Annotated in this window: 27 protein-coding genes; 19 read left to right on the top strand and 8 right to left on the bottom strand. The window is 69.7% G+C overall.

Features of this window, described 5'->3' with window-relative positions:
* Nucleotides 1-96: 96 nt before the first annotated feature.
* From HNQ67_RS11825 to HNQ67_RS11770, 12 genes are all read left to right on the top strand, one after another.
* Nucleotides 97-600: a hypothetical protein gene (locus HNQ67_RS11825; RefSeq protein ID WP_183255711.1), complete on the top strand. Its 504-nt coding sequence runs from the start codon at nt 97-99 to the stop codon at nt 598-600.
* A 48-nt stretch (nt 601-648) separates the two neighbouring features.
* Nucleotides 649-1,497 carry an aldo/keto reductase gene (locus tag HNQ67_RS11820; protein ID WP_183255710.1) on the top strand — a complete coding sequence of 283 codons (849 nt, stop codon included), beginning with the start codon at nt 649-651 and terminating at the stop codon, nt 1,495-1,497.
* Between the two features lie 79 nt (nt 1,498-1,576).
* Complete coding sequence (locus HNQ67_RS11815; RefSeq protein ID WP_183255708.1) at nt 1,577-3,112, top strand: UbiD family decarboxylase; 1,536 nt, start codon at nt 1,577-1,579, stop codon at nt 3,110-3,112.
* A gap of 101 nt (nt 3,113-3,213) precedes the next feature.
* Nucleotides 3,214-3,552: a hypothetical protein gene (locus HNQ67_RS11810; RefSeq protein WP_183255707.1), complete on the top strand. Its 339-nt coding sequence runs from the start codon at nt 3,214-3,216 to the stop codon at nt 3,550-3,552.
* Nucleotides 3,553-3,636: 84 nt separating this feature from the next.
* Entirely contained in the window at nt 3,637-4,260 is a 624-nt protein-coding gene (locus HNQ67_RS11805) for a hypothetical protein (protein WP_183255706.1), read from the top strand.
* 62 nt (nt 4,261-4,322) lie between these two features.
* On the top strand, nt 4,323-6,149 hold the full coding sequence (locus HNQ67_RS11800) for a M14 family metallopeptidase (protein WP_183255704.1): 1,827 nt from the start codon (nt 4,323-4,325) through the stop codon (nt 6,147-6,149).
* A gap of 3 nt (nt 6,150-6,152) precedes the next feature.
* On the top strand, nt 6,153-6,563 hold the full coding sequence (locus HNQ67_RS11795; RefSeq protein WP_343054910.1) for an MAPEG family protein: 411 nt from the start codon (nt 6,153-6,155) through the stop codon (nt 6,561-6,563).
* A gap of 49 nt (nt 6,564-6,612) precedes the next feature.
* Nucleotides 6,613-7,968, top strand: coding sequence for a TldD/PmbA family protein (locus tag HNQ67_RS11790; RefSeq protein ID WP_183255702.1), 1,356 nt, complete (start codon nt 6,613-6,615; stop codon nt 7,966-7,968).
* Complete coding sequence (locus tag HNQ67_RS11785) at nt 7,965-8,774, top strand: 3'(2'),5'-bisphosphate nucleotidase CysQ (protein WP_183255700.1); 810 nt, start codon at nt 7,965-7,967, stop codon at nt 8,772-8,774. Before HNQ67_RS11790 ends, HNQ67_RS11785 begins: the two co-directional genes overlap by 4 nt.
* Nucleotides 8,775-8,799: 25 nt before the next feature.
* Nucleotides 8,800-9,054, top strand: coding sequence for a DUF4170 domain-containing protein (locus tag HNQ67_RS11780; protein WP_183255698.1), 255 nt, complete (start codon nt 8,800-8,802; stop codon nt 9,052-9,054).
* Nucleotides 9,055-9,122: 68 nt separating this feature from the next.
* The gene (locus HNQ67_RS11775) at nt 9,123-9,341 is read left to right on the top strand and encodes a hypothetical protein (protein ID WP_183255697.1); all 219 of its coding nucleotides are present in this window, start codon (nt 9,123-9,125) and stop codon (nt 9,339-9,341) included.
* A complete protein-coding gene (locus HNQ67_RS11770; RefSeq protein ID WP_183255695.1) occupies nt 9,338-9,556 on the top strand; it encodes a hypothetical protein in 219 nt (72 codons plus the stop codon). The genes HNQ67_RS11775 and HNQ67_RS11770 overlap by 4 nt, the downstream gene beginning before the upstream one ends.
* Here the strand turns inward: HNQ67_RS11770 and HNQ67_RS11765 are convergent, their stop codons facing one another.
* Complete coding sequence (locus HNQ67_RS11765; protein ID WP_183255688.1) at nt 9,557-10,225, bottom strand: protein tyrosine phosphatase family protein; 669 nt, start codon at nt 10,223-10,225, stop codon at nt 9,557-9,559.
* Between the two features lie 83 nt (nt 10,226-10,308).
* Between HNQ67_RS11765 and HNQ67_RS11760 the strand changes: the two genes are divergently transcribed.
* From HNQ67_RS11760 to lpxK, 5 genes are all read left to right on the top strand, one after another.
* Entirely contained in the window at nt 10,309-10,686 is a 378-nt protein-coding gene (locus HNQ67_RS11760) for a hypothetical protein (protein ID WP_183255686.1), read from the top strand.
* 69 nt (nt 10,687-10,755) lie between these two features.
* A complete protein-coding gene (locus HNQ67_RS11755; protein WP_183255685.1) occupies nt 10,756-12,597 on the top strand; it encodes an ABC transporter ATP-binding protein in 1,842 nt (613 codons plus the stop codon).
* Complete coding sequence (locus tag HNQ67_RS11750) at nt 12,594-13,280, top strand: lysophospholipid acyltransferase family protein (RefSeq protein ID WP_183255683.1); 687 nt, start codon at nt 12,594-12,596, stop codon at nt 13,278-13,280. Before HNQ67_RS11755 ends, HNQ67_RS11750 begins: the two co-directional genes overlap by 4 nt.
* On the top strand, nt 13,281-14,576 hold the full coding sequence (locus tag HNQ67_RS11745) for a glycosyltransferase N-terminal domain-containing protein (protein ID WP_183255681.1): 1,296 nt from the start codon (nt 13,281-13,283) through the stop codon (nt 14,574-14,576).
* Nucleotides 14,573-15,625 (top strand): tetraacyldisaccharide 4'-kinase, encoded by a 1,053-nt coding sequence (lpxK, locus tag HNQ67_RS11740; RefSeq protein WP_183255679.1) that lies wholly within the window; start codon nt 14,573-14,575, stop codon nt 15,623-15,625. The genes HNQ67_RS11745 and lpxK overlap by 4 nt, the downstream gene beginning before the upstream one ends.
* A 76-nt stretch (nt 15,626-15,701) precedes the next feature.
* Here the strand turns inward: lpxK and HNQ67_RS11735 are convergent, their stop codons facing one another.
* Nucleotides 15,702-17,018: a metal-dependent hydrolase family protein gene (locus tag HNQ67_RS11735; RefSeq protein WP_425486347.1), complete on the bottom strand. Its 1,317-nt coding sequence runs from the start codon at nt 17,016-17,018 to the stop codon at nt 15,702-15,704.
* 122 nt (nt 17,019-17,140) lie between these two features.
* Here HNQ67_RS11735 and HNQ67_RS11730 point away from each other — a divergent pair, with 122 nt between their 5' ends.
* On the top strand, nt 17,141-17,836 hold the full coding sequence (locus tag HNQ67_RS11730) for a murein L,D-transpeptidase catalytic domain-containing protein (RefSeq protein WP_183255674.1): 696 nt from the start codon (nt 17,141-17,143) through the stop codon (nt 17,834-17,836).
* Here the strand turns inward: HNQ67_RS11730 and HNQ67_RS11725 are convergent.
* From HNQ67_RS11725 to purD, 3 genes are all read right to left on the bottom strand, one after another.
* On the bottom strand, nt 17,833-18,066 hold the full coding sequence (locus HNQ67_RS11725; RefSeq protein ID WP_246347586.1) for a type II toxin-antitoxin system RelE/ParE family toxin: 234 nt from the start codon (nt 18,064-18,066) through the stop codon (nt 17,833-17,835). The two genes, HNQ67_RS11730 and HNQ67_RS11725, sit on opposite strands and share 4 nt — an antisense overlap.
* Nucleotides 18,067-18,095: 29 nt before the next feature.
* A complete protein-coding gene (locus HNQ67_RS11720; RefSeq protein WP_183255672.1) occupies nt 18,096-18,305 on the bottom strand; it encodes a CopG family transcriptional regulator in 210 nt (69 codons plus the stop codon).
* Between the two features lie 71 nt (nt 18,306-18,376).
* Nucleotides 18,377-19,666 carry a phosphoribosylamine--glycine ligase gene (purD, locus tag HNQ67_RS11715; protein WP_183255670.1) on the bottom strand — a complete coding sequence of 430 codons (1,290 nt, stop codon included), beginning with the start codon at nt 19,664-19,666 and terminating at the stop codon, nt 18,377-18,379.
* Nucleotides 19,667-19,831: 165 nt separating this feature from the next.
* On the opposite strand from purD, the gene HNQ67_RS11710 reads away from it, so the two are divergent.
* Nucleotides 19,832-20,056: a hypothetical protein gene (locus HNQ67_RS11710; protein ID WP_183255668.1), complete on the top strand. Its 225-nt coding sequence runs from the start codon at nt 19,832-19,834 to the stop codon at nt 20,054-20,056.
* A gap of 26 nt (nt 20,057-20,082) precedes the next feature.
* Here the strand turns inward: HNQ67_RS11710 and HNQ67_RS11705 are convergent, their stop codons facing one another.
* The 3 genes from HNQ67_RS11705 to HNQ67_RS11695 all read right to left on the bottom strand — a co-directional run bounded on the left by HNQ67_RS11705 (nt 20,083) and on the right by HNQ67_RS11695 (nt 23,769).
* Nucleotides 20,083-20,451, bottom strand: a complete 369-nt coding sequence (locus tag HNQ67_RS11705; protein ID WP_183255666.1) for a response regulator — start codon at nt 20,449-20,451, stop codon at nt 20,083-20,085.
* A complete protein-coding gene (locus HNQ67_RS11700) occupies nt 20,444-22,615 on the bottom strand; it encodes a PAS domain S-box protein (RefSeq protein WP_221247882.1) in 2,172 nt (723 codons plus the stop codon). The genes HNQ67_RS11705 and HNQ67_RS11700 overlap by 8 nt, the downstream gene beginning before the upstream one ends.
* Before the next feature lie 188 nt (nt 22,616-22,803).
* Nucleotides 22,804-23,769 carry a glutaminase gene (locus HNQ67_RS11695; protein WP_246347585.1) on the bottom strand — a complete coding sequence of 322 codons (966 nt, stop codon included), beginning with the start codon at nt 23,767-23,769 and terminating at the stop codon, nt 22,804-22,806.
* Between the last annotated feature and the right edge of the window lie 104 nt (nt 23,770-23,873).

The following is a 23,873-nucleotide window of genomic DNA, read 5'->3' as shown; positions in this document are numbered from 1 at the left end:
GGCGCCCACTCCAAGAGCGGCCGACGGCGAAGCGTTGACGATCGTTAAGTTGACCGGTCGGGCCCGACGGTCCCTCCTGCCATCCGGGAGGACATCATGATCCACGCCATTCTGCTCGCGGCCCTGCTGCAGGCCGCCCCGCCCGCGCCTGTCGACTGCACCGACGCCGACCACAGCGCCTTCAACTTCTGGGTCGGCGACTGGGACGTCAGCCCGACGGGGACCGACACGATCGTCGCCCGCAGCGTCATCTCCGCGACCGCCGGCGGCTGCGCCATCGAGGAGGATTACCACCAGACCCTCGGCCCCGGCGGCGTCGCCACCACCTACCACGGTGTCAGCTTCAGCACCTTCGACCAGAGGCATGGCGGCGTCTGGCGTCAGTTCTACATGGACAGCAACGGGGCGGTGACCGTGTTCGAGGGCGGCCTGTCGGATGGCGGGGCCATGGTGCTGGAAGCGGCGGGCGGGCCCGGCCCGATCCAGCGCATGACCGTCTCGCCCGAGCCCGACGGATCGGTGCGTCAGCGCGGCGAATCCTCGACCGACGGCGGCGTGACCTGGACCCCGGGGTATGATTTTAGCTACCGCAGGCGTTGAACCCGGCGGGCGGCGGCATAGGTAAGCGCTCCCTTCCCGGAGCCCGCCATGACCGACCAGCCTGTGATCACCGTCGACGGAAACGCCATTCCCCTGCTCGGCTTCGGCACCTGGAACCTGACGCCGGAGGACGCCCGCCGCATGGTCGCCGAGGCCCTGCGCATCGGCTATCGCCACATCGACACGGCCTGGATCTATCACAACGAGGCGGCGGTCGGAGACGGCATCCGCGACGCCGTCGAGGCGGGGCATGTCGCCCGCGACGATGTCTGGCTGACGACCAAGATCTGGGTCCAGCATTTCGACCGCGACGGTCTGCTGAAGCAGGCTCGGGAAAGCGCCGCCAGCCTCGGCTTCACCCCCGATCTCCTGCTGCTGCACTGGCCCAAGACCGATCCGTCGTTCGAGGAGACGCTGGGCGCGCTGAATGAGGCGAAGGATCAGGGTCTGACCCGGACCATCGGCCTGTCCAACTTCCCTTCGGCCGAGTTCCGCAAGGCGCAGGCGATCTCGAAGGCCGCGCTGGTCACCAACCAGGTCGAATACCACCCCTACCTCAAGCTCTCGAAATTGATCGAGACGGCGAAGGAGCTCGGCTCGTCGATCACCGCCTGGTCGCCGTTGGCCCAAGGCCAGATCGCCGACGACGCCACCCTGATCGAGATCGGCCAGGTGCACGGCAAGACGCCGGGCCAGGTGACCCTGCGCTGGCTGATCCAGCAGAACGTCATCGCCATCCCGCGCACCTCGAAGGAATCCCGCGCCGCCGAGAATTTCGACATCTTCGATTTCGAACTCTCCGCCGAGGAGATGGACCGCGTCCACGCCCTCGCCCGCCCCGACGGTCGCCTCGGCGACTGGATCGACCCGGCCTTCCAGTGGGATCGCGAGTGGTGAGCGTCTTGCCGCACCATCCCGCCGGCGGGTGACAGCGGCGCTTCGTCCGCCTAATCCAGCGGTTCGTCTGGAGCGATCGATGGCCTATAAATCCCTGCGCGATTTCATCTCGATGCTCGAGGCCGAGGGCGAGCTGGTCCGCGTCTCCGAACCCGTCTCGACCCATCTCGAGATGACCGAGATCCAGACCCGGCTGCTGCGCAACGGCGGCCCCGCCGTGCTGTTCGAGAAGCCGGTCATGCCGGACGGATCGATCAGCCCGATTCCCTGCCTCGCCAACCTCTTCGGCACGGTGAAGCGCGTGGCCATGGGCGTGACGCTGGAGAAGAAGCAGCGGACCACCGCCGCAGAGCTGCGCGAGGTCGGCGAACTGCTGGCCTTCCTCAAGAACCCGACCCCGCCGCGCGGCCTGTCCGACGCCATGGACATGTTGCCGCTGGCGCAAACCGTGATGTCGATGCGGCCCAAGGTCGTGAAGTCCGCCCCGGTGCAGCAGGTGGTGCTCAAGGGCGATCAGATCGACCTGACCGCCCTGCCCGTTCAGGGCTGCTGGCCCGGCGAGCCGGCCCCGCTGATCACTTGGGGCCTGGTCGTGACCAAGGGCCCGTCCGACGACCGCGAGGACGACTTCAACCTCGGCATCTACCGCATGCAGGTGCTCGGCAAGGACAGGGCCATCATGCGCTGGCTGGCCCACCGCGGCGGGGCCCAGCACTACGCCCGGCACAAGAAACGCAGCAAGGAGCCCCTGCCCTGCGCCGTCGTGCTCGGCGCTGACCCGGGCACCATCCTCGCCGCCGTCACGCCGGTGCCCGACACCCTGTCGGAATACCAGTTCGCCGGCCTGCTGCGCGGGGCCAAGGCCGAGTTGGTCCCCTGCAAGACCGTGCCCCTGATGGTCCCCGCCCAGGCCGAGATCGTGCTGGAGGGCCACGTCCTGCTCGACGAGCACGCGCCCGAAGGCCCCTACGGCGACCACACCGGCTATTACAATTCGGTCGAGACCTTCCCGGTCTTCCAGGTCAGCGCCATCACCATGCGCAAGGACCCGATCTACCTGACCACCTTCACCGGCCGTCCGCCGGACGAGCCCTCGGTGCTGGGCGAGGCGCTGAACGAGGTCTTCATCCCCCTGCTGCGCCAGCAGTTCCCCGAGATCACCGACTTCTGGCTGCCGCCCGAGGGCTGCTCCTACCGCATCGCCGTGGTGTCGATGAAGAAGGCCTACCCCGGCCACGCCAAGCGGGTGATGCTCGGCGTGTGGAGCTATCTGCGCCAGTTCATGTACACCAAATGGGTGATCGTCGTGGACGACGACATCGACGCCCGCGACTGGAAACAGGTGATGTGGGCCATCTCGACCAAGATGGACCCGGCGCGGGACATCACCGTCATCGAGAACACCCCGATCGACTATCTCGACTTCGCCAGCCCCGAGAGCGGCCTCGGGTCCAAGATCGGACTCGACGCCACCGACAAATGGCCGCCCGAGACCAATCGCGAATGGGGCGAGGAAATCCGCATGGACGAGGCCGTGGTCGAGCGCGTGTCGGCGATATGGGACCGCCTCGGGCTGCCGGGCGACGGCGCGCCGATCTGGAAACCGCAGGGCTGACACGGGTCCGCGATCAATGCTCGGCCGATTGTGTCCTAAAAGCGCTTTTCAGATGACGAAACTGTAATACACATTAGGGCTGTCCTTCCCGGAGTCGCTCCATGAAACACAGCCTCGTCATCGCCCTGTCCGCCGCCCTGGCCCTGCCGGCGCTCACTCTCCCGGTCACTTCCGCCGATGCCCAGGTGATGACCGGCCGCAACGCGCCGCGCAACGCCGCCCCGCCCCGGCCCGCCCTCACCGAGCGCGAGGAGAACCGCCTGTTCGAGGCCGAAGACCAGGTCTTTGAGATCGACAGCCAGCTGGCCGATCTCCAGGCTGCGGGCGAGGCCGCCGGCGGCCTGACCGAAGCCCAGCAGGCCCAGGTCAACGTCCTGACCCGCCGCCGCGAGGAAGCCCAGCGCACCATCGACCGGCTTGAGGCCAAGCGGAACCGCTAGGGAGGCGGCCCACCCGGTTTTCGCCGCGCCGGCGGGCGACCCCCGTCGGTCGGCCGCTGACACCGTCCGCGGATGGAGGGGCGCTTGAGCGCGTTCGAGTTCTTCTTCAGCTTCTACGGCCTCTTGCTCGGCCTTTCGCTCGCGGTGATCGCCACCGGCGCCGCCACGGCCATCCAGCACCGACGCAAGTTGCGCATCGGGTGGCTGACGCCCCTGCTGGCCGTCTTCGTCGCTCTCGATGTCGCCAGCTTCTGGGACTTCGCCTGGACGATGTTCCGCGATGTGCCTTTCAGCTACGGTCTGCTGGTCGCCAGCCTGATCGTGGCTGTCGTCTACTTCATAGCCGCCTCGCTGGTGTTTCCGCACGAAATCGAGGACGGGATGTCGCTGGACGACCACTTCTGGGCCAACCGCAAAGTCGTCCTGCTTCTCACCATCGCGGCCAATGCCCTGGCCTTCCTGACCGCCCTCCCGGTCATCCTCGCCAAGCCGGCGGCGACCCTGTTGGTGATCAACTACGCCGTCGGGATCGCGGTTTATGTGGGGCTGGTCGTTCCCGCGGCCCTGTCGCGCAACAAGACCGTCTTCGCCTCCCTGACCGGGATCCACATCGCTCTCTATCTTTTCTCCGCCGTGGTCACCGCGGCCCTTCCCGGCCTGACGGATGTGGTCACGCCGACGCCGCCCCACGCCGCCGGACAGTCCTGACCCCGTTTTGCCGCCGGAGCCAAATGGCGCTACCTGTGCGCCCCGCTTTGCCCCGAGGTTCCATGCGCCCGTTGTTCGCCGTCCTCGCCCTGCTTTCTTTGGGAGCTCCCGCCATGGCCCAGACGCCGTCCTCCGTCCCCAACGCCGCCCCGTGGGATCAACCCTTCCTGCCGCCCGCTCCCGCCTGGGATGGCGCCAGCCGCGCCCTTCTCCGCGACGCCTCGGATCCCTGGGTTACGCCGTTCGAGGCCGACCCGGCACATGACTTCAGCCCGACCTACGCCGACACCCGGGCCTGGTTCGACCGCCTCGACGCCGCCTCCGACCTGATCCGCATCGAACAGTTCGGCGTCTCGCCGGAAGGCCGTCCGATCTACGCCGTCATCGCCTCGAAGGACGGCGCCGCCTTCGATCCGGCCAAGCCGGTGCTGCTGGCCCAGGCCGGCATTCACCCCGGCGAGATTGACGGCAAGGACGCGGGCATGATGCTGCTCCGCGACATCGCCTTCTACGGCAAGTCCGACCTTCTCGACCGGGTCAACCTGATCCTCATTCCCATCCTGTCGGTCGATGGTCATGAGCGGACCAGCGCCTACAGCCGCCCCAATCAGCGCGGCCCCCGCATCCAGGGCTGGCGCAACACGGCGACCAACCAGAACCTCAACCGCGACTATCTGAAGCTGGACCAGGCCGAGATGCGGGCGGTGCGCGGCCTGATCGTCAAATACCGGCCGGACCTCTACGTCGACATCCACGTCACCGACGGCATGGATTACCAGTACGACGTCACCTACGGTTACAACGGCGAGAACGGCATCTACTCGCGTTCGCCGTCGACGGCGCGGTGGCTGGATTCCGCCTTCAAGCCGGCGATGAACACCGCGCTGGAGGCCGAGGGTCATATCCCCGGCGAACTGGTCTTCGGCATGGACGACGACCCCCGGGCCGGCCTTTCCGACGGCGGCCTCGGCGAGCGGTTCTCCAACGGCTGGGGCTCGGCCGCCCACGTCCCGACCATTCTGATCGAAAACCACAGCCTGAAGCCGCACGAGCAGCGCGTGCTCGGCACCTATGTCTTCCTCGAGGAAGCCATGCGCCTTCTGGCCGCCGAGGGCCGCGGCCTGCGCGCCGCCGTCGAGGCCGACCGCGCCCTGCGCCCGGCCGAAATCCCCGCCAACTTCGTCCAGGACGAGGAGCCCGCGACGACCCGCGCCTTCAAGGGCATTCGCTACGAGATGTACGACAGTCCTGCCTCGGGCCGGCAAGAAATCCGCTGGCTCGGCGAGCCGGACCCCGACCTGTGGCAGATGCCGTTCTATTCGTCGCATCCGACGCTGACGCTCAAGCGGCCCGAAGCCTACTGGGTGCCGGCGCACCGGGCCGACATCATCGAGCGCCTGCGCATCCACGGCATGGCCATGGAGACCCTCGACGCGCCGCGCACCGTCTCCGTCGACATGCTGCGCCTCGACGATCCGAAGCTCGCCGCCCGTCCGAACGAGGGTCATGTGCCGGTCACCGTCACCTCGGTCACGCCCGAGCGCCGCGACTGGACCTTCCCCGCCGGCTCGGTCCGCGTGCCGACCGACCAGCCGCTGGGCGACGTCGTCGTCCTGTTGCTGGAACCGCAGTCGTCCGAGAGCTTCTTCGCCTGGGGCCTGTTCCCCGAGGTGCTCAGCCGCGTCGAATACATCGAGGGCTACGCCATCGCCCCGCTGGCCGAGCGCATGATGGCCGCCGATCCCGCCCTCAAGGCCGAGTTCGAGGCCAAGCTGGCGGCCGAGCCCGAGTTCGCCGCCAGCCCCGGCGCGCGTTTGCAGTGGTTTTACGAACGAACGCCGTTCTATGATGATCGCTTCCGCCTCTATCCGGTGGCCCGCGAGACCTGACCGATGACCGAGATGACCACGGGCATGAGCCCGATCCAGACTGCCGCCTTCTGGAGCGGCCTTCTGGTCCTGCTGCTGGTCATCCTTTCAATCCGGGTCGTGCTCGCGCGCCAGAAGCACCGGGTGGTGCTGGGCGACGGCGGCGTGCCCCAGGTCAATGTGGCCTGCCGGGTGTTCGGCAACGCCGCTGAATATATCCCGGTCGGCGTCGCGGCCCTGACCGTTCTGGCGATGCTGGGCCTGCCGCCGCTTGCGATCCACGGGGTCGGCGCCGCCCTGTTCGCCGGACGTCTGGCCCATGCCGTCGGGCTCAACGACACCCGGCCGACGGCGGGCCGGCTTCTGGGCATGGTCCTGACCTATCTGGCCCTGCTCGGCGCCGGCGGGATGCTGCTGGTCCACGCCTTCGTTTGAAGGTGACGTGCGCGGTTGCGGCCCGGCGTCCGTCCGGCCATATCGGGGCATGTCCGACAGCCTGCCGACGTCCGCCCCTTCCGACATCCTGCCCGAACTGGTCGCCGCCGCCCTGAAGGCCGGGGCCGACGCCGCCGAGGCCGTCTCGGCCGAGCGCGCCGCCCTGTCCGTCGGAGTCCGCAACGGCGCGCTGGAGGACGTCGAGCGCGAGGAGAGCCGCGATCTCGGCCTGCGCGTCTTCATCGGCCGGCGCCAGGCCACCGTCTCCGCCTCCGACCTGTCCGACGCCACCCGCGCCCGTCTTGTCGAGCGCGCCGTGGCCATGGCCCGCCTCGCCCCCGAGGACCCTTACGCCGGGCTCGCGCCTGAAGACCGCCTCGCCCGCGGCCCCTTCCGTGACCTCGACCTGTTCGACCCGACGGAGCGTGGCGCCGCGGACCTGGAAGGCGCCGCCGCCGCCGCCGAAGCCGTCGCCCTCGCCGTGCCCGGCGTGGTCCGCTCCGAGGGCGGCCACGCCTCAGCCTCCGCCAGCCGCTGGCGTCTGGTCACCTCGCACGGTTTCGACGGGGCCTATCACGGCTCGGCCTTCTCGCTCGGGGTCGGCGTCATCGCCGAGAAGGACGGAGCCATGGAGCGGGGCGGCGAGCAGCGCGCCGCGCGCCACCTGTCCGACCTGCCCTCCGCCGAGGACATCGGCGCCGAGGCCGGCCGCCGCGCCGTGGCCCGCACCGGCCCGCGCAAGATCGCCTCGACCACGGCCCCGGTGATCTTCGAGAACCGCCTGGCCATGCAGATCCTGTCGCCCCTGATCGGCGCCATCTCCGGCCCGTCGATCGCCCGCGGCACCTCCTTCCTCAAGGATCGGCTGGGTCAGCCGGTCCTGCCCGCGGGCGTCGATCTGATCGACGACCCGTTCCGCCGCCGTGGTCTCGGCTCGACCCCGTTCGACGACGAGGGCGTGGCGGTCGCCCGTCAATCAATCATTGACGACGGCCGACTGACCACCTGGCTGCTGAACAGCGCCGCCGCCGCCCAGCTCGGCCTCGCCTCGACCGGCCACGCCGCGCGCGGTCTCGCCGGTCCGCCCGGCGTCTCGACCCACAGCCTGCATCTGCAACCCGGCGAACGCGACCTCCACGGTCTGATGGCCGACGCAGGCGCCGGTCTTCTGGTCACTTCGATGTTCGGTCCGTCGCTGAATCCGAACACCGGCGACTGGTCGGCCGGCGTGTCCGGCTTCTGGTTCGAGAACGGCGCCATCGCCTACCCGGTCAGCGAAGTCACCGTCGCCGGCAGGCTGCCCGACCTCTACGCCCGGTTGCAGCGCGGCTCGGACCTCGAGTTCCGGGGCGCCAACAACAGCCCGTCGCTGATGTTCGACGCGGTGGCTATCGCCGGCAAATGAGCGAGGCAAACCAGGACCTCGGGGCCGACCTCGCGCTGATCCAGGACGCCGCGGTGGCGGCCGGCGAGCTGGCGCTGTCCGAACGCGAAGCCGGACTGAAGATCTGGTCAAAGCCGGGCGGCTCCCCGGTCACCTCGGCCGACATGGCCGTCGACCGCCTGCTCCACGCCGCCCTGATTGGCGCGCGCCCGGACTACGGCTGGCTGTCCGAGGAAACCGCCGACGGGGCCGGGCGTCTGACCCGCCGCCGCATCTTCGTGGTCGATCCCATCGACGGCACCGTCGCCTATATGAAGGGCAAGCCGTGGTGGTGCATACCGATCGCCGTGGTCGAGGACGGCCGCCCCGTCGCCGCTGTGATCCACGCACCGGCCCTGGGCGAGACCTTCACCGCCGTGCTCGGCGGCGGGGCCTTCCTGAACGGACGACCGATCACCGCCTCGGACACCGCCGACCTCGACGACGCCTCGGTGCTCGCCGACGCCCGGTTGATGGAGGGCCCGCACTGGCCCGAGCCGTGGCCGGCCATGCGCTACGAGAAGCGCAACGCCATCGCCTACCGCATGGCCCTCGTCGCCGCCGGGGCCTTCGACGCCGCCATCGCCCTGACGCCGAAATGGGACTGGGACGTCTGCGCCGGCGCCCTGATTGTCGAGGAGGCGGGTGGCCGGGTCAGCGACCATCACGGCGGCGCCTGGCGTTTCAACCAGCCCGATCCGCGCCAGGGCAGCCTCGTCTGCAGCGCCGCCGCCCTTCACCCGTTGATCGTGCGGCGTACAGCGCCTATTCCCCTCGCGGCCCGTTAAGCCCTCCTCCCGTCCGGACGATCCCATGACCCAGCCCGCCGAAACCGAACCCCAACAGCTTCTGCACCTCGTCATCGGCGGCGAGTTGCGCCACCTCGACGCGCCTGTGTTCCGCGATCTGTCGAAGGTCGAGTTCGTCGGCGCCTTCCCGAACTACGCCGAGGCCCGCAAGGCCTGGAAGGCCCGCGCCCAGGCCACGGTGGACAATGCCCACATGCGGTTCTTCATCCTTCACGCCCACCGCATGATCGATCCGCGCGGCGACGCCCACGAGCACTGAGTCCGGGAACTCCCTCACCCGCTGGCGCGCTTTTGCATTATACTGCGACGCCTGCCCGGGAGAGAGCCATGCTGACCACCGCCCTGATCGTCCTCGGCCTGCTGGCGCTGGGCACCGGCATCGTCATCTGGGCCACCCGACGCAAGCCCGACCAGCCGACCGCCGGACCGCAGGAAACCGACACCGCCTGGAACGATCCCGTCACGCCCGGCCCGGCGCCGACCCCGCGCGACACCTTCACCCACGACGACCCGCAGGCCGCGTCATCGCAGGAACCCCGCCCTTGAACCTGTTCGGCCGCACCATCGGCGCCGAGGAAATCGCCAGCCTCGCCTTCCTGCTGATGGCCCTGGTCATCTGGGGCGCGGCGTGGCGCGGCGAGCGCAATTGGTCCCGCTGGTTCCGGCGCTGGGAGGCCGACCGCAAGGCCCGGCGCGAGGCCGAGATGGCCGGCGATCAGGGCCGCGACCCGCCCGGCGCGCCGCGCGGCCCGTGGGGCTGACTACTCCCGCCTGAGCAGCTTTTCGGTCAGCAGCGTCCCCCACCACTGCGCCTTGAACTCCGCCCGGATCGCCTTGGGGTCGTAGACGTCGCTGTCGATCCAGTCGACGAAGCTCACCCCCGTCGGCTCGACCTCCGTCAGGTATTTCTCCAGCGTGTAGTCCAGCACCCCGGTCAGACCCTCACGGTGGTGCAGATATTTCTTGTCCAGCTGCTTGATCGCCTCGGCGATCGGCTCGCCCAGATGAAAATGCCGGTACAGCACCGCCATCATCCCGGCCCGGTCCGCCCCCGACTTGCAGTGGATCAGCACCGGATACTCGATCGTCCGGAACAACTCGCGCGCCCGGTGAATCCGCTCCGGTTGCGGCGGATCGCGGCTGTCCAGCGGCGCGCTGATCAGGGTCAGGCCCAACCGTTCGCAGGCGTCCTTCTCCAGCGCGAACCAGGCCTCGTCCCGCTCGCTGCCGCGCAGGTTGATGACCGTCCTGATGCCTTGCGACTTCCAGTAGGCGAGCTGCCGCGGCGACGGCTGATTGGTCCGCACCAGATCCGGCCCCAGCCAGTGCGCGTTCATGAACCACCGCCTCAGAAAGGCGTGATCCTTCCAGAGATAGTCCCACTTGGCGCGAAACCGGCCGCCTGGGGTGGTGAGGTTGTAGCGGGACATGGGAGGGGGAGATAGCGGGTCGGACCGCCTCCGTCATCTACGTCGGGGATCGCACTCTTCTGGAGGCGTGCTAGCCTCAGGACATGGCCGTTGCTGAAAAGACAACTGAGGAAAAGCTGCGCGAGCTGGATCGCGCCATAGCCGGGAAAGAGGCGGCCATCGCAGTCCCGACTGCGAGACCAAAGCCGTCCAGGGTGACCGCCGCGCCCCTCAGCCCGCGTGCCCGACTCGTACGCCGAATCTTGGCGTGGATCATCGGCCTGTGGTGCGCCCTGTGCTTCCTCGTGATGGCGGCGGATGAGCGAGTTTGGGCCGACCCGATGATGCTCCTTGGGATGGCCGTGTTCACCGTCTTCGTCGCCGGCATGCTTTACCAAGGCTACCTCTGGCAATGGGAGTTGGCCAAGGCGATCGCCAACTGGTCCCGTCGCGCCTTGAAAGGAAACCGCGCGCCTGACTGACCGTCGGCCTGTCCAGTCCGGCTCACCTCCCCGCTTGACTTCCCCCCCGTCCCGTCCGACCTCGGACCGATGACGACGCCCGCGCCCGCCGCTGACGAACCAGAGCCGCTGCGGCCGTTGCTGGCCCGCATCTGGCGCGACTACCTCTCGCACCACCGAACGCCGCTGTTCCTGTCGATCCTCTGCGCCGCCGTGGTCGGCGTCATGGCCGCCACGGTGCTGCAGCTGCTCGAGCCGGCCATCGACGGCCTGTTCCTCGGCCGGGCGGTGACCATCTGGGGCGTCTTCACCGTGCCGCCGGGTGAGGCGCTGCTGGCCATCCCGCTGATCATCATCGGCGCGGGCCTGATCTGGACCGCCGCCGCCCTCGGTCAGGCGGCGCTGGTCAACCGGCTCGGTCACGGCATCGTCGGCGACATCCAGATCAAGCTGTTCGGGGCCATGATCCGCGCCGACCTCGCCCGGCTGCGCAGCCAGCACTCCGGCGGCTTCGTCTCCTCCGTGCTGTTCGACGCCAATCTGGTGCGCGAGGCCTTCACCCAGGGCGTAGTCAACTACACCCAGCACGCCCTGACCCTATTCGCCGTGCTGGCCTATATGGCGTGGATCGACTGGCGGCTGACCCTGATCGTCCTGCTCGGCGCGCCCCTGATCGCCTTCGTCATCCGCCGCTTCGGCAAGCGGATGCGCAAGGCCACCACCGGGGCCATGGTCGAGACCTCCAACCTCTCCACCGCCCTGATGGAGAACCTCGACGGCGTCCGCCTGATCAAGATCGAGAACCGCGAGGCGGCCGAGGAGGCCCGCGTCGGCGAGGTCGTCGGCCGGCGTCAGCGGCACGTTATCAAATCCGCCGACAGCCGCGCCTTCGCCGGGCCGCTGAGCAATCTGATGGCCATGTTCGTGGTCGCCGCCGTCATGGCCTACGCCGGCTGGCAGGCCCGCGGCGGCGAGATGAGCGTCGGCGCCTTCGCCGCCTATATCGGCCTGCTGATGGCCGCCGGCCAGTCCCTGCGTCAGGTCACCAACCTGCAGACCGTGATGGCCGAGGGCCTGACCGCCGCCCGCCGCCTGTTCGCCGCCCTCGACATCCAGCCCGAGATCCGCGAGGCCCCCGACGCCGCCGCCCTGCCCGACGGTCCCGTCACCATCGGCCTCGACCGCGTCTCCTTCGCCTACGCCCCGGCCGCCGAAAACGTCGCCCCGACGCTGTCCGACATCTCGCTGACCGTGGCCCCCGGCGAGACCGTCGCCCTCGTCGGCCCGTCCGGCGGCGGCAAGAGCACGATCTTGAGCCTGCTGCCACGCTTCTACGACGTCACCGCCGGGGCGGTGACCATCAACGGCCGCGACATCCGCGAACTGAAGCTGCACGACCTGCGCGCCCATATCGCCCTGGTGACCCAGGAGCCCTTCCTGTTCGACGACACCCTCGCCGCCAACATCGCCTATGGCCGCCCCGGCGCCTCGCAGGCCGAGATCGAGGCCGCCGCCGCCAGCGCCGCCGCCCACGACTTCATCACCGCCTTGCCCGAGGGCTATCGGACCCGTGCCGGCGAGGCGGGCCTGCGCCTGTCGGGCGGCCAGCGTCAGCGCATCGCCATCGCCCGCGCCTTCCTCAAGGACGCCCCCATCCTGCTGCTCGACGAGGCCACCTCGGCGCTGGACACCGAGAGCGAGGCCCTCGTCCAGGCCGCGCTGGACCGGCTGATGACCGGCCGCGCCACCCTGATGATCGCCCACCGCCTGTCCACCGTCCGCAACGCCGACCGCATCTATGTCGTCGAGGCCGGTCGCATCGTCGAGACCGGCTCCCACGCCGGTCTCGTGAAGAAGGGCGGCCTCTACGCCCGTCTCGCGAAGCAGCAGTCGCTGGACGGCGATCCCGTGACGGTGGCTTCGGTCGCATGAAGCCGCTCCGGAATCCCGCGGTCCAGGGCGCCCTCGGCTGGATCATGGCCGGCTGGCTGCGCTTCTGCTACGCCACCATTCGCTGGGAGCACCGCAACCCCGACCTGGCCGAAGCGGTCTGGGATCAGGGTGGCGGGGTTCTGACTGTCTTCTGGCATTCCCGCACCTCGTTGGCCCCGGCCGCCTGGCCGCTGGATCGCGCCCAGCCGATCAAGGGCATGATCTCGCGCAGCGCCGACGGGGAACTGTTCGCCCGCTCGATGGCCCGCCTCGGCATTCCCGCCGTGCGCGGTTCCTCCGCCAACAAGGACAAGGGCGAGACCGACAAGGGCGGCGCCCAGGCCCTGCGCGACGGCCTGCGCCAACTCAAGGTCGGCGGCCTCGCCATCACGCCCGACGGCCCGCGCGGCCCCAGACACAGCATGGCCGAGGGCCTGCCGGTCCTGGCGAAACTGTCGAAGGTTCCGGTGCTGTTCGTCGGCCTGTCCTGCAACCCGGCCATCCGCCTCGACAACTGGGACCACACCATCATACCCCTTCCCTTCGGCCGGGGCGCCGTGGTCTGGGACCGGACCGATTTCCCCGCGGGGGCTCAGCCGGTCGACGTCGTCGCCGACTGGACCGCGCGCATCACCGCCGTCGAGGCCGCCGCCGACGCCATCACCGGGCTGGAGCGTCTCTAGGTGAGCCCCGCCCTGATCGCCTACCGGCTGCTGACCCGCCTGCTGGAACCGCTGGCCCCGCGCCTGCTCGACGCCCGCGCCAAACAGGGCAAGGAGGACCCGGCCCGGGTCGACGAACGTCTCGGTCTCGCCTCCGTCGCCCGCCCCGCCGGCGGTCTGGTCTGGCTGCACGGCGTCAGCGTCGGCGAGACCCTGTCCCTGCTGCCCGTAGTCGAGCGCCTGCGCCAGAAGCGCCCCGACCTGACCGTGCTGGTCACCTCCGGCACCCTGACCTCGGCGACCCTGCTGGCCAAGCGGCTGCCGCCCGGCGTCATCCACCAGTTCGCCCCCGTCGACACGCCCGGCGCCGTCTGCGCCTTCCTCGACCACTGGCGGCCCGCCGCCGCCGTCTTCGTCGAGAGCGAACTGTGGCCCAACCTGATCCTCGAGGCGCGCCGCCGCGAGGTGAAGCTGGTCCTCGCCAGCGCCCGCATCACCGGGAAGACCGCCGACGGCTGGCGCCGCTTCCCCGGCCTCGCCCGGCGCCTGCTGTCCGCCTTCGACCGCATCCTGCCGCAGGACGCCACTTCGGCCGACCGGCTCGAGGGCCTCGGCGCCCGCATCGACGGCCATGTGAACCTCAAGCTGGCCGGAGCCGCGCCGCCGCACGATCCGGGCGCCTTCACCCGCCTCAGCGCCGCCATCGGCGACCGGCCGGTGGTCGTCGCCGCCAGCACCCATGACGGCGAGGAGATCGCCCTCGTCCGCGCCCTCGACAAACTGGCCGACCGCCTGTGCCTGATCCTGGTGCCCCGCCACCCGGAACGGAGCGCCGCCATCGCCGCCGCCCTGAGCCGCGACGGCTACCGTTTCGCCCTTCGCTCCGCCGGTCGCGAGCCGGACCGCGACACGGACCTCTACGTCGCCGACACCCTCGGCGAGATGGGCCTGTTCCTGCGCCTCGCCGACGTCGTGGTCATGGGCGGCAGCTTCTCCGCCGCCCTGGAGAAGCCGCCGGTGGGCGGCCACAATCCGCTCGAACCGGCCCGCCTCGGCAAGCCCGCCGTCACCGGCCCGGACATGTCGAACTGGGCCGCGGTCACCGACGCACTCGTGGCCGCGGGCGGTCTGGCCGTGGTCGAGGCCCCCTGGGACCTGCCCGCCGTTCTCGCGCCCCTGCTGGCCGACGAGGCCGAGGCCAAACGCATGGGCGAGCGCGGCCGCCGCGCCGCCGCCGAGGCCGGCTCGGGCCTCGACCGGCTGTGGGACAGCCTGACGCCCCTGCTGCCGCCGGCTCCGATCAGGGGGCGCGGATGAAGCTCAACACCCCCCGCTGGTGGTACGCCCGCGATCCGCGCCACGCCTCGGTGCTGCGGTTCGCGCTCAAGCCGCTGTCGTGGGTCTGGGCCGCCGCCACCGCCCGCCGCATCGCCAACGCCTCGCCCGTCGATCCCGGCGTGCCGGTCATCTCGGTCGGCAACCTGACCGTCGGCGGCTCGGGCAAGACCCCGGTCGCCCGCGAGGTGCTGCGCCTGCTCCGCGCCGGCGGCATCGACGCCCACGCCCTGTCGCGCGGCTACGGCGGATCGCTGGAGGGGCCCCTCCGGGTCGATCCCGCCGTCCACACCGCCGCTGAGGTCGGCGACGAACCGCTGATGCTGGCGCTTGACAGCCCCGCCTGGATCGCCCGCGACCGCGTCGCCGGGGCCCGCGCCGCCGCCAACGCGGGCGCGCAATCCATCGTGCTGGACGACGCCCACCAGAACCCCGCCCTGAAGAAGACCCTCAGCCTCGTCGTCGTCGACGGCGAGACCCGCGGCGACGAATGGCCGTTCGGCGACGGCTCGGTCTTCCCCTCCGGCCCGATGCGCGAACCGCTGAAGGCCGGCCTCGCCCGCGCCGACGCCGTCGTCGTCCTCCTCCCCGCCGACGCCCCCGACGCCGACCCCGACCTGCTTGAGGTCTTCGGCGCCCTGCCGATCTTCATCGCCCGGCTCCAGCCCGCCGCCCCGCCGCCGCCCGGCCCGCTGGTCGGCCTCGCCGGCATCGCCAAGCCGTGGAAGGTCGAGCGCGCCCTGATCGCCGCCGGCGCCGACCTCGCCGACTTCGCCCCCTTCCCCGACCACGCCGCCTTCCGCGAACAGGACCTGCGCTTCCTCGCCGACCGCGCCGACCAGTTCGGGGCGAAATTGATCACCACCGAAAAGGACTGGTTGCGCCTGCCGCCGGAATGGCGGACGCGGGTGGTCAGTTGGCCGGTGAAGGCGGTGTTCGAGAACGAGGCGGGGTTCCAGCGATTGCTACTCCCCCGGTTGAGGTCCTCCCCCCTTGGGGGAGGGGGACCGCGAAGGGGTGGAGGGGGCTAACCCCATGCGCCAGCGTCCGGATCAGGCCCCCTCCACCATCCTTCGGATGGTCCCCCTCCCCCGAAGGGGAGGATTTCTACTCGTCCCGGTAAACTACCCCACCCTTCATCACGAACCGCACCCGCTCCAGCTCGGTCACGTCGGCCAGCGGATCGCCCGCCACCGCGATCAGATCCGCCGGCATCCCCGCCGCGATCCGCCCCGCCTCCTGCGAAATCCGCAGATGCGCCGCGGCACTGACCGTCGCCGTCTGGATCGCCTCCAGCGGCGTCAGCCCGGCCCGCACCAGCAGGGCGAACTCCTGCGCATTGTCGCCGTGCGCCGAGACGCCGCTGTCCGTTCCATAGGCGATCCGAACCCCGCCCTCGTGGGCCCGCCCCGCCATGGCCAGCATCAGCGGTCCGGCCTGCATCGCCTTGGCCGTCTGCGCGGGGGTGAAGAAATTGTCCGGCCCAGAGGCGACCCGCGCCACGAAATCCCCGGCCATCAGCGTCGGCACCAGATAGACGCCCTCGCGCCGCATCAGCCGGATCGACTCGGCGTCCAGATAGGTCCCGTGTTCGATCGAGTCGCCGCCCGCGCGCAGGAAGCTGTTGATGCCGTCGGCACCGTGAGCATGCGCCGTGACCTGCCGTCCCATCCGGTGCCCGGCCTCGACGATGGCGGCCAGCTCGGCCTCGGAGAACTGCTGGCCCAGCCCCGCCGCCGTGTTCGACAGCACCCCGCCGGTGGCGGTGATCTTGATGATGTCGGCGCCCGACCGCACCTGGGTCCGCACCGCCCGCATGCAGTCCTCGACGCCCGAGCAGACGCTTTCCGACGACAGCAGATGCATGACGTCCTCGCGGTAGCCGTTGGCGTCGCCGTGGCCACCGTGGATCGACACCGAACTGCCCGCGGCGATGACCCGCGGACCCGGCACGTCGCCGCGCCGGATCGCGTCGCGCAGGGCGAAGACCGCCTCGTTCTGCCCGCCCAGATCGGCCACCGTGGTGAAGCCGGCCATCAGCGTCCGCCGGGCGTGTCGGGCCCCGACGAAGCCGCGGTCCACGCTCGACAGCGTCACCGCCTCCAGCCGCCCGTTCGGGTTCTGCTGGCTGGTCAGATGCACATGGCTGTCGATCAGCCCGGGCAGCACAAAGGCGTCGCGCAGGTCGACGATCCGGCCCTCGCCGACAAAGCCGTCGCGCACCGCGACGACCCGCCCGCCCTCGATCACGAGAGTTTTATCGCGCTGAACGGAACCGTTCGCCGGATTGGCCAGAAGCCGCCCCACTTGCACGAACGTGGTTCCCTCTGACGGCGAAAGCGGAGCGACGGCGGGCGTTTGCGCCGCGGCCCCGCCGGCCAGAAATATGGCGGTCGCCGCCAGCACCGATGCGATCGACTTCACGAAACCCTCCCGAAACCCATCGTTCACCCTAGACCGGATACGCTCCATGCCAAGGCTCAGGTTGCTGCGCGTGGTGATTTGAAACAACCTGTCGCCTCCTGTGAACATGCGAGGGGCGTCGCATGCGGCTTGCGAGACGTGGATTCATCCTTGGCGGCGCGGCGCTGGTGTCGGGCTGCGCCACCGCGGCCGCCCGTCCGGTCGTCACCGCGGCCGGCCAGCAGGTGCCGCCGACCATCCCGGTCGAGCGCCCGCCCGAGGTCATCACCGCCCAGCTCAACTCCACCCGCCCGCTCGATCCGCGCGGCTCGGTGCGCAAGGAGCTGATGGACCGCGCCCTCGCCGCCCTCGATATCCACGAAGGCAAGATCACCCAACGCGACCGCATGTATCTGGTCGATTTCCAGAAATTCTCGGGCGACGAGCGGCTCTACGAGGTCGATCTGCACGGCGGCGCCGTCACCCTGATGCGCACCACCCACGGCCGCGGCTCCGACCCGTCGCACACGGGTTTCGCGACGACCTTCTCCAACACCCCCGACAGCTACATGTCCTCGGTCGGCGCCTACGCCACCGCCGGCGCCGGCCACGGCCCCCAGCAGGGCCCCAACGTCCTGCTGGACGGGCTGGAGTACACCAACAACCTGGCCCGCGAGCGCGCCATCATCGTCCACGGCGCCGACTACGCCGACCCGGCCTTCCTCGCCCGCGAGGGCAAGCTGGGCCGCAGCTACGGCTGCTTCTCCGTCGCCCACCACGACCTCCCCGCCCTGCGCGAACGCATGGGCGAAGGCCGGCTGCTGTTCGCCTGGGCCTAGGGTTCCGGCCGCCGGGCCGTGTGGCGGATCGCGATGATCCGCACTTCGGTTTTCAGCACTTCATACCTGAGGAGGTAAGGCGGAAAACTCGTCAGTTCGCGCAAGCCAGGCCGGACCTGTCTCCCGCGATTTGGGAACTCGTGCAGACTTTCGCCGAGCGCTAGCAGCCTGGCGGCCACTTTCCGGGCCGCGTTGGGGCTGAACCCTTCAATATATTGTCCGATGGCCATCAGGTCTCTGACGGCCTGATCCGTCCATGCTACTCGCCGCATTTCGGCGGAGGCAGCGGATTCTCGGTCCCCCATGAAAGCAGCCAGCGCTTCACCGCCTCATGGCTGACGAAGCGCCCTGCCTCGGCATCAGCCAAGCCGCGATCCGTCGCCGCATCGAATGCCGCGTCGGCTGCAGCTTCGGCTTCGGCGTCAAAGACGGCCGCTTCTTCATCGAAATCATTCGGGGGGCCGTTCATATCCCGACGATAACACACCGGGCGCCGACCCTCACGCGGCTTCAACCTGACCGGTCAGGGCGCCACGGCCTTCAACCGGCGCTCCCCGCTTCCCGCTCCATGGCCCGCCAGCCGATGTCGGTACGGTGGAATCCCCCCGGCCAGTCGATCTTCCTCACCGCCGCATAGGCCCGCTGGCGCGCCTCGGCGATGTCCTTGCCACGAGCGCAGACGTTCAGCACCCGCCCGCCGGCCGCCGCCAGCTGGCCGTCGTCACGCCGCCGGGTGCCGGCATGGAAGACCTGCACGTGCGGGCCGAAATTCTGGTCGGCGCCGCGGATGATCGAGCCTTCCAGCGGGCTGTCGGGATAGCCGGTGGCCGCCAGCACCACGCAGATCACCGTCTCGGGCCGGAACTCCGGCGGATCGACCCGGGTCAGGTCCCCGCGCGCGCAGGCCAGCAGCAGGGGCACGATGTCCCCGTCGATCCGCATCATCAGCACCTGGCACTCCGGGTCGCCGAAGCGGGCGTTGAACTCGACCACCCGGGGCCCGTCCGTCGTCGCCATCAGACCTGCGTAGAGCACGCCGCGATAGGGCATGCCCTCCCGCGCCATACCGGCGATGACCGGCGCGACGATATTCCGCTCGGCCGCCTCGACCAGCTCCGGCGTGAACACCGGGGCCGGCGAATAGCTGCCCATGCCGCCCGTGTTCGGCCCGAGGTCGCCGTCATAGGCCCGCTTGTGGTCCTGCGCACCGCCCAGCAGCAGCGCCCGCTGCCCGTCGCAGACGGCGAACAGCGAGCCTTCCTCGCCGTCCATGAATTCCTCGATCACCACCCGCGCCCCGGCCGTGCCGAAGCGACCGCCCAGCATCCGCTCGATCTCGCCCTCGGCCTCGCGCTTCGTGGGGCTGATGGCCACGCCCTTGCCCGCCGCCAGCCCGTCGGCCTTGATCACATAGGGCGGCTTGAACACCGTCAGCGCCTGCCGCGCCTCGTGCAGCCGCTCATAGACACCGTATCCCGCCGTCGGAATCTCGTGCCGCTCCATGAAGGCCTTGGAGAAGGCCTTGGAGGTCTCCAGCTGGGCCGCCTTCTTCGTCGGCCCGAAACAGGGGATGCCGGCGGTGGCCAGCCGGTCGGCCAGCCCGGCCTCCAGCGTGGTTTCCGGGCCGACCACCACCAGATCGGCCTTCATCTCCCGCGCCAGGGCGGCGAGGCCGTCGGCGTCTGTGGCCTTCAGCGCCACGCGCTCGCCCAGCTTGTCCATCCCCGGATTGCCGGGTGCGATGACCAGCCGCTTGAGCAGCGGGGACTGGGCGATCTTCCACGCCAGGGCGTGCTCGCGCCCGCCTGAGCCGACCAGCAGGATATTCATACCCGCGCAATGACCGCACCTGCGAAGGCGGTCAAGCGCCAGCGGGCTCTCGCGTCTATTCCGACGCTCTCGCGGATGTGAGACGCGGGCCCGGCCTCTCCTGTTGCGCTTCCGGCGCGATTATGGATCACTGCGGTCATCCAACCCTGATCGACGGGGCGTGCCATGGGCGTGTTTCTGCAGTCGCTGAGGGACGGGGGGCCGTCCCACGCGGTGGAAAAATCAGATGACGGCTTCGTCGTACTGCCCCGGCGAAGAACGGATCGCGCCGCCTTCAACGCCCTCGCGCGCGAGGTCATGGAGCACGCCGGGGACGACTACGTGGCCCTGCCCCGCTACGACGGGCCGGCCAACTACGACCGCGTCTTCATCATTCCGATCGAAGGCTGAGCGCCTCCGCGCTTCAGGCGCGCCGTTCAGCGCGCCCCGATCCCGGTCGCCCGGATCGTCTCGCGAAGGCTGTCCTGGGTGAACGGCTTGGACAGCACCGGGCAGCTCTGCAGGTCCACAGGCAGGCCGGCGGCCCCGTAACCGGTGCTGAACACCACCGGCGTGCGTCCGCCGACCAGCGATCTCGCCAGGTCGAAAGAGGTTTCCCCCCCGAGGTTCACGTCGAGGACGGCGAGATCGAACGCCCGCGCCTCGATAGCCTCGAAGGCCCTGCCCACCCGCGCCACGGAAGCCGCGACCTCGAACCCGAGGTCCTCGAGCATGGTCTCCAGCAACAGGGCGACCCCGCCCTCGTCTTCGACCAGCAACACGCTGAGGCCCGAAAACTCAGTCATCCAGACGGATCACCGCGAGAGGAATCCGCACTTCGGCGCGCAGGCCCGCCGGGTCGAACGCCATGTCCAGCTCGCCCTCCATGTCGCGTTCGACGCAGCGCCGTATAAGTCGCGTCCCGAACCCGCGGCGCGCGGGTTCCCGCGCCTCCGGTCCGCCGTCCTCCGTCCAGTTGAAGATCAGGGTGGGGGCCGGATCCGACACAACCCGCCAGCTGACCGCCAGCGTGCCGGCCGCCCGACTCAGCGCCCCGTATTTGGCGGCGTTCGTGGCCAGTTCGCTCAGCACCATGGTCAGTGCCAGCGCGGCGCGCGAGTTGGTCTCGACCGGCTCGCCGTCGATGCGCAGCCGGTCGGCTCCGGTGCTGTACGGAGCGACGATGTCCTCGACGAGCCCGGACAACGGCGCGCTCATCCAGTTGCGTTTGGTCAGCAGGTCGTGCGCCTTGGCCAGCGCCATCAGCCGCGCCTCGAAGGTGGTGGCGAAATCCTCCAGCCCATCCGCGTGCTGGACTGTCTGCAGCGCGAGGGATTGCACGGTCGCCAGACTGTTCTTCACCCGGTGGTTCAGTTCGTCGATCATCACCTTCTGACGCGCCTCGGCCGCCTTCCGGTCGCTGATATCGACCAGCATGTTGATGGCCCCGACCACATTCCCCTCCGCGTCCCTCAGGGGGGTCGGATAGGGCATGAACGGGACCCGGCTTCCGTCCGGCCGCTCGGCCAAGGCCTCTCCGCCGCGAATGGGGCGGTTTTCCCTCAGGGCCACCGCCATCGGGCACTCGTCGTGGGCCATCGGCGTTCCGTCGGGCCAGAACAGCTTCCAGGAGACACACCAGGTGTCGCTGCCCAACACCGGCTCACGACCGGCCAGCTCGACCGCCGCATCGTTGTAGAAGGTGATCCGACCCTCGGCGTCTGTGGTGTAGATCGCCGCCGGGAGGTACTCCAGCAATTCGCGAAGCCGGGTCTCGTTCGCCTCGATCTCCCGCTGCATCCGGCGGCTCTCGGTCACGTCCTGCATGACGCGGACGCCATAGGCGAACCGGCCGTCGTCGCCCCTCACCGAGGAACTCGAGACCTCGACGTGCGCGATCGCGCCGTCTGGACGGAGCACCCGCTTGGTCGTGACATAGCCCGAGGCGCCCCCGCGGACCTGACGCCCGTATTGTTCGATCTCGGCGTCGCGGTCATCGGGGTGGGTCGTCTCGAACAGACTTGTCTGGAGCATCTGCTCGCGCGACCGGCCGAGGATTTCGCACAGCGCGTCGTTGACCCGGACATAGCGGCCCGCCTCATCCACCTCCGCGATGCCGACCGTGGCCGCCTGGTAAGTCGCCGCCAGCCGCTCGTCACTCTCGCGCCGGGCCTCCTCCGAGCGCTGCAGTTCCGTGACGTCGACGGTGAAACAGCGCGTGCCGACGAACTCGCCATTCTCGAAACGGCTGTTAGAGGTGATCAGAACGTGGCGGATCGATCCGTCCTTGGCCAGCAGGCGCGCGGGTTCGCGCTCCAGCCTGTCGTTGCTGGACAGGCGAACGAGGATGCGGTCGATGGTGTCCTGGTCGGCGTGGAATTCCGCGATGTGGCGGCCGATGTACTCGTCCGCCGCATAGCCCAGCAGATCGAGCTCGGCCTTGTTGGCGCGCAGGATGATGCCGTCGCCGCCGACGATGTGAAGCCCGACGGCGCTGTTCTCGAAAAAGTCCTCAAGGTCGCGATGGGTCTGGACCATCGCCTGCTCCAGCGCCTTCTGCTCGCTGATGTCCTGAAAACAGTTGATCGCGCCCTGGATTGCACCGGCGGGATCACGCAGCGGGCGGATGTTGACCAGGGCCGTGAACCGCGACCCATCCGGCCGCTCCATCACCACCTCGCCGTTGCGCGTCACCTTGCCGGTCTGGACCGCCTCCGCCATCGGACAGGCCTCGGGGTCCAGGGCCCGGCCGTCCATCTGATAGAGTTTGGCGGAGCCGCAGAAGCGGGCCCCCGGAGGCGGAGCCCGGCCCCAGAGTTCGACCGCTTCGGCGTTGTAGCGCAGCAGGTCGCCTTCGGCGTCGCACAGGTAGACGGCGCCTGGAATGGCGTCCAGAACGCCCGCCGGGGCGGAAACAAGAGCGTCGAACTCGCTCAACTCGACCCGCTGTTGCACCGGCAGCGCTGTCACAGCCCGCACCCGTCTACACGGCGTGGCGCCGCGAAGGCTCCCGACTTCCTTGATCCTCGCCCCATCGCGCATCCCCCTCTCCGGACGGGAGCGGCTGCTTTCTCTGGCAGCCTCGACTCATCCCCTCAGGTTTGCACCCAACGCGCTCAGGCCGGGTCCGGTTCCGTACAAATCCGCCGGGTCAGCCTTCAACCTGGCGAGGCGTTCATCCGGCCGAACACCGACCAGCCGGTGCGCATCGCCAGCCGCTCCAGCGCCAGGGTGCCGAGTTGGGAGTTGCCCTGCGCATTCAGGCCCGGCGACCAGACGGCGATCGAGGCCCGGCCCGGGGCCACGGCCAGAATCCCGCCGCCCACTCCCGACTTGCCCGGCAGGCCGACGCGGAAGGCGAAGTCGCCGCTGGCGTCATAGTGGCCGCAGGTCAGCATCAGCGCATTAATCCGCCGCGCCCGCGCCGCCGAGACGACGCGGTGGCCCCCGACCGGATTGACGCCGCCGGCCATCAGGTAGCGGCCGGCCATGGCCAGTTGCCGGCAACTCATCGCCACCGCGCACTGGCCAAAATACAGCGCCAGCACATCCTCGACCGGACCGCGCAGATTACCGAACGACTTCATGTAGTTGGCCAGCGCCACATTGCGGAAGCCGGTCTCGGATTCGCTGCGGGCCACCTCGGCGTCGACCGCGATGCTGTCGTCGTCGGCGAGGGAGCGGATGAAGCGCACCAGTTCGCCGACCGACTCCCTCGGCCGTCCCCGGCCCAGGTTCACATCCGCCACCACGATCGCCCCGGCGTTGATGAAGGGATTGCGCGGGATGCCCCTTTCCGACTCCAGCTGGACGATCGAGTTGAAGGCGCTGCCCGACGGCTCGCGCCCGACGCGGTCCCACAGCTGATCCCCGACCCGGCCCAGCGCCATCGTCAGGGCGAAGACCTTGGACACGCTCTGCACCGAGAAGGCCTCGTCGGCCGCACCGCCGGTGAACACGTCCCCGTCCGCCGTCACCACCGCCATGCCGAACTGGCCGACGTCGACCCGCGCCAGCGGCGGAATATAGCTCGCCGGCCGTCCCCGATCCGGGGCCGCCGCCATCTCTTCGGTGATCTCGGCGACGATCGCCCTCAGGTCGGTCATGCGGAAGGATTCGCTCAACGGTGTCCGGCGATCTCCTACCATGCGGCCGCACGCGATGGGCGACCTTCGCGCGCCGGCATGTCCTCCCTCTGGTTTGCCTCGATGAGTGACGGTGACCTAGG

It is taken from the genome of Brevundimonas basaltis (genome assembly GCF_014202075.1).
Taxonomy (GTDB): Bacteria; Pseudomonadota; Alphaproteobacteria; order Caulobacterales; family Caulobacteraceae; genus Brevundimonas; species Brevundimonas basaltis.
Note: the sequence above shows the minus strand (reverse complement) of the source record. Positions and strands in the feature narration are given on the sequence as shown.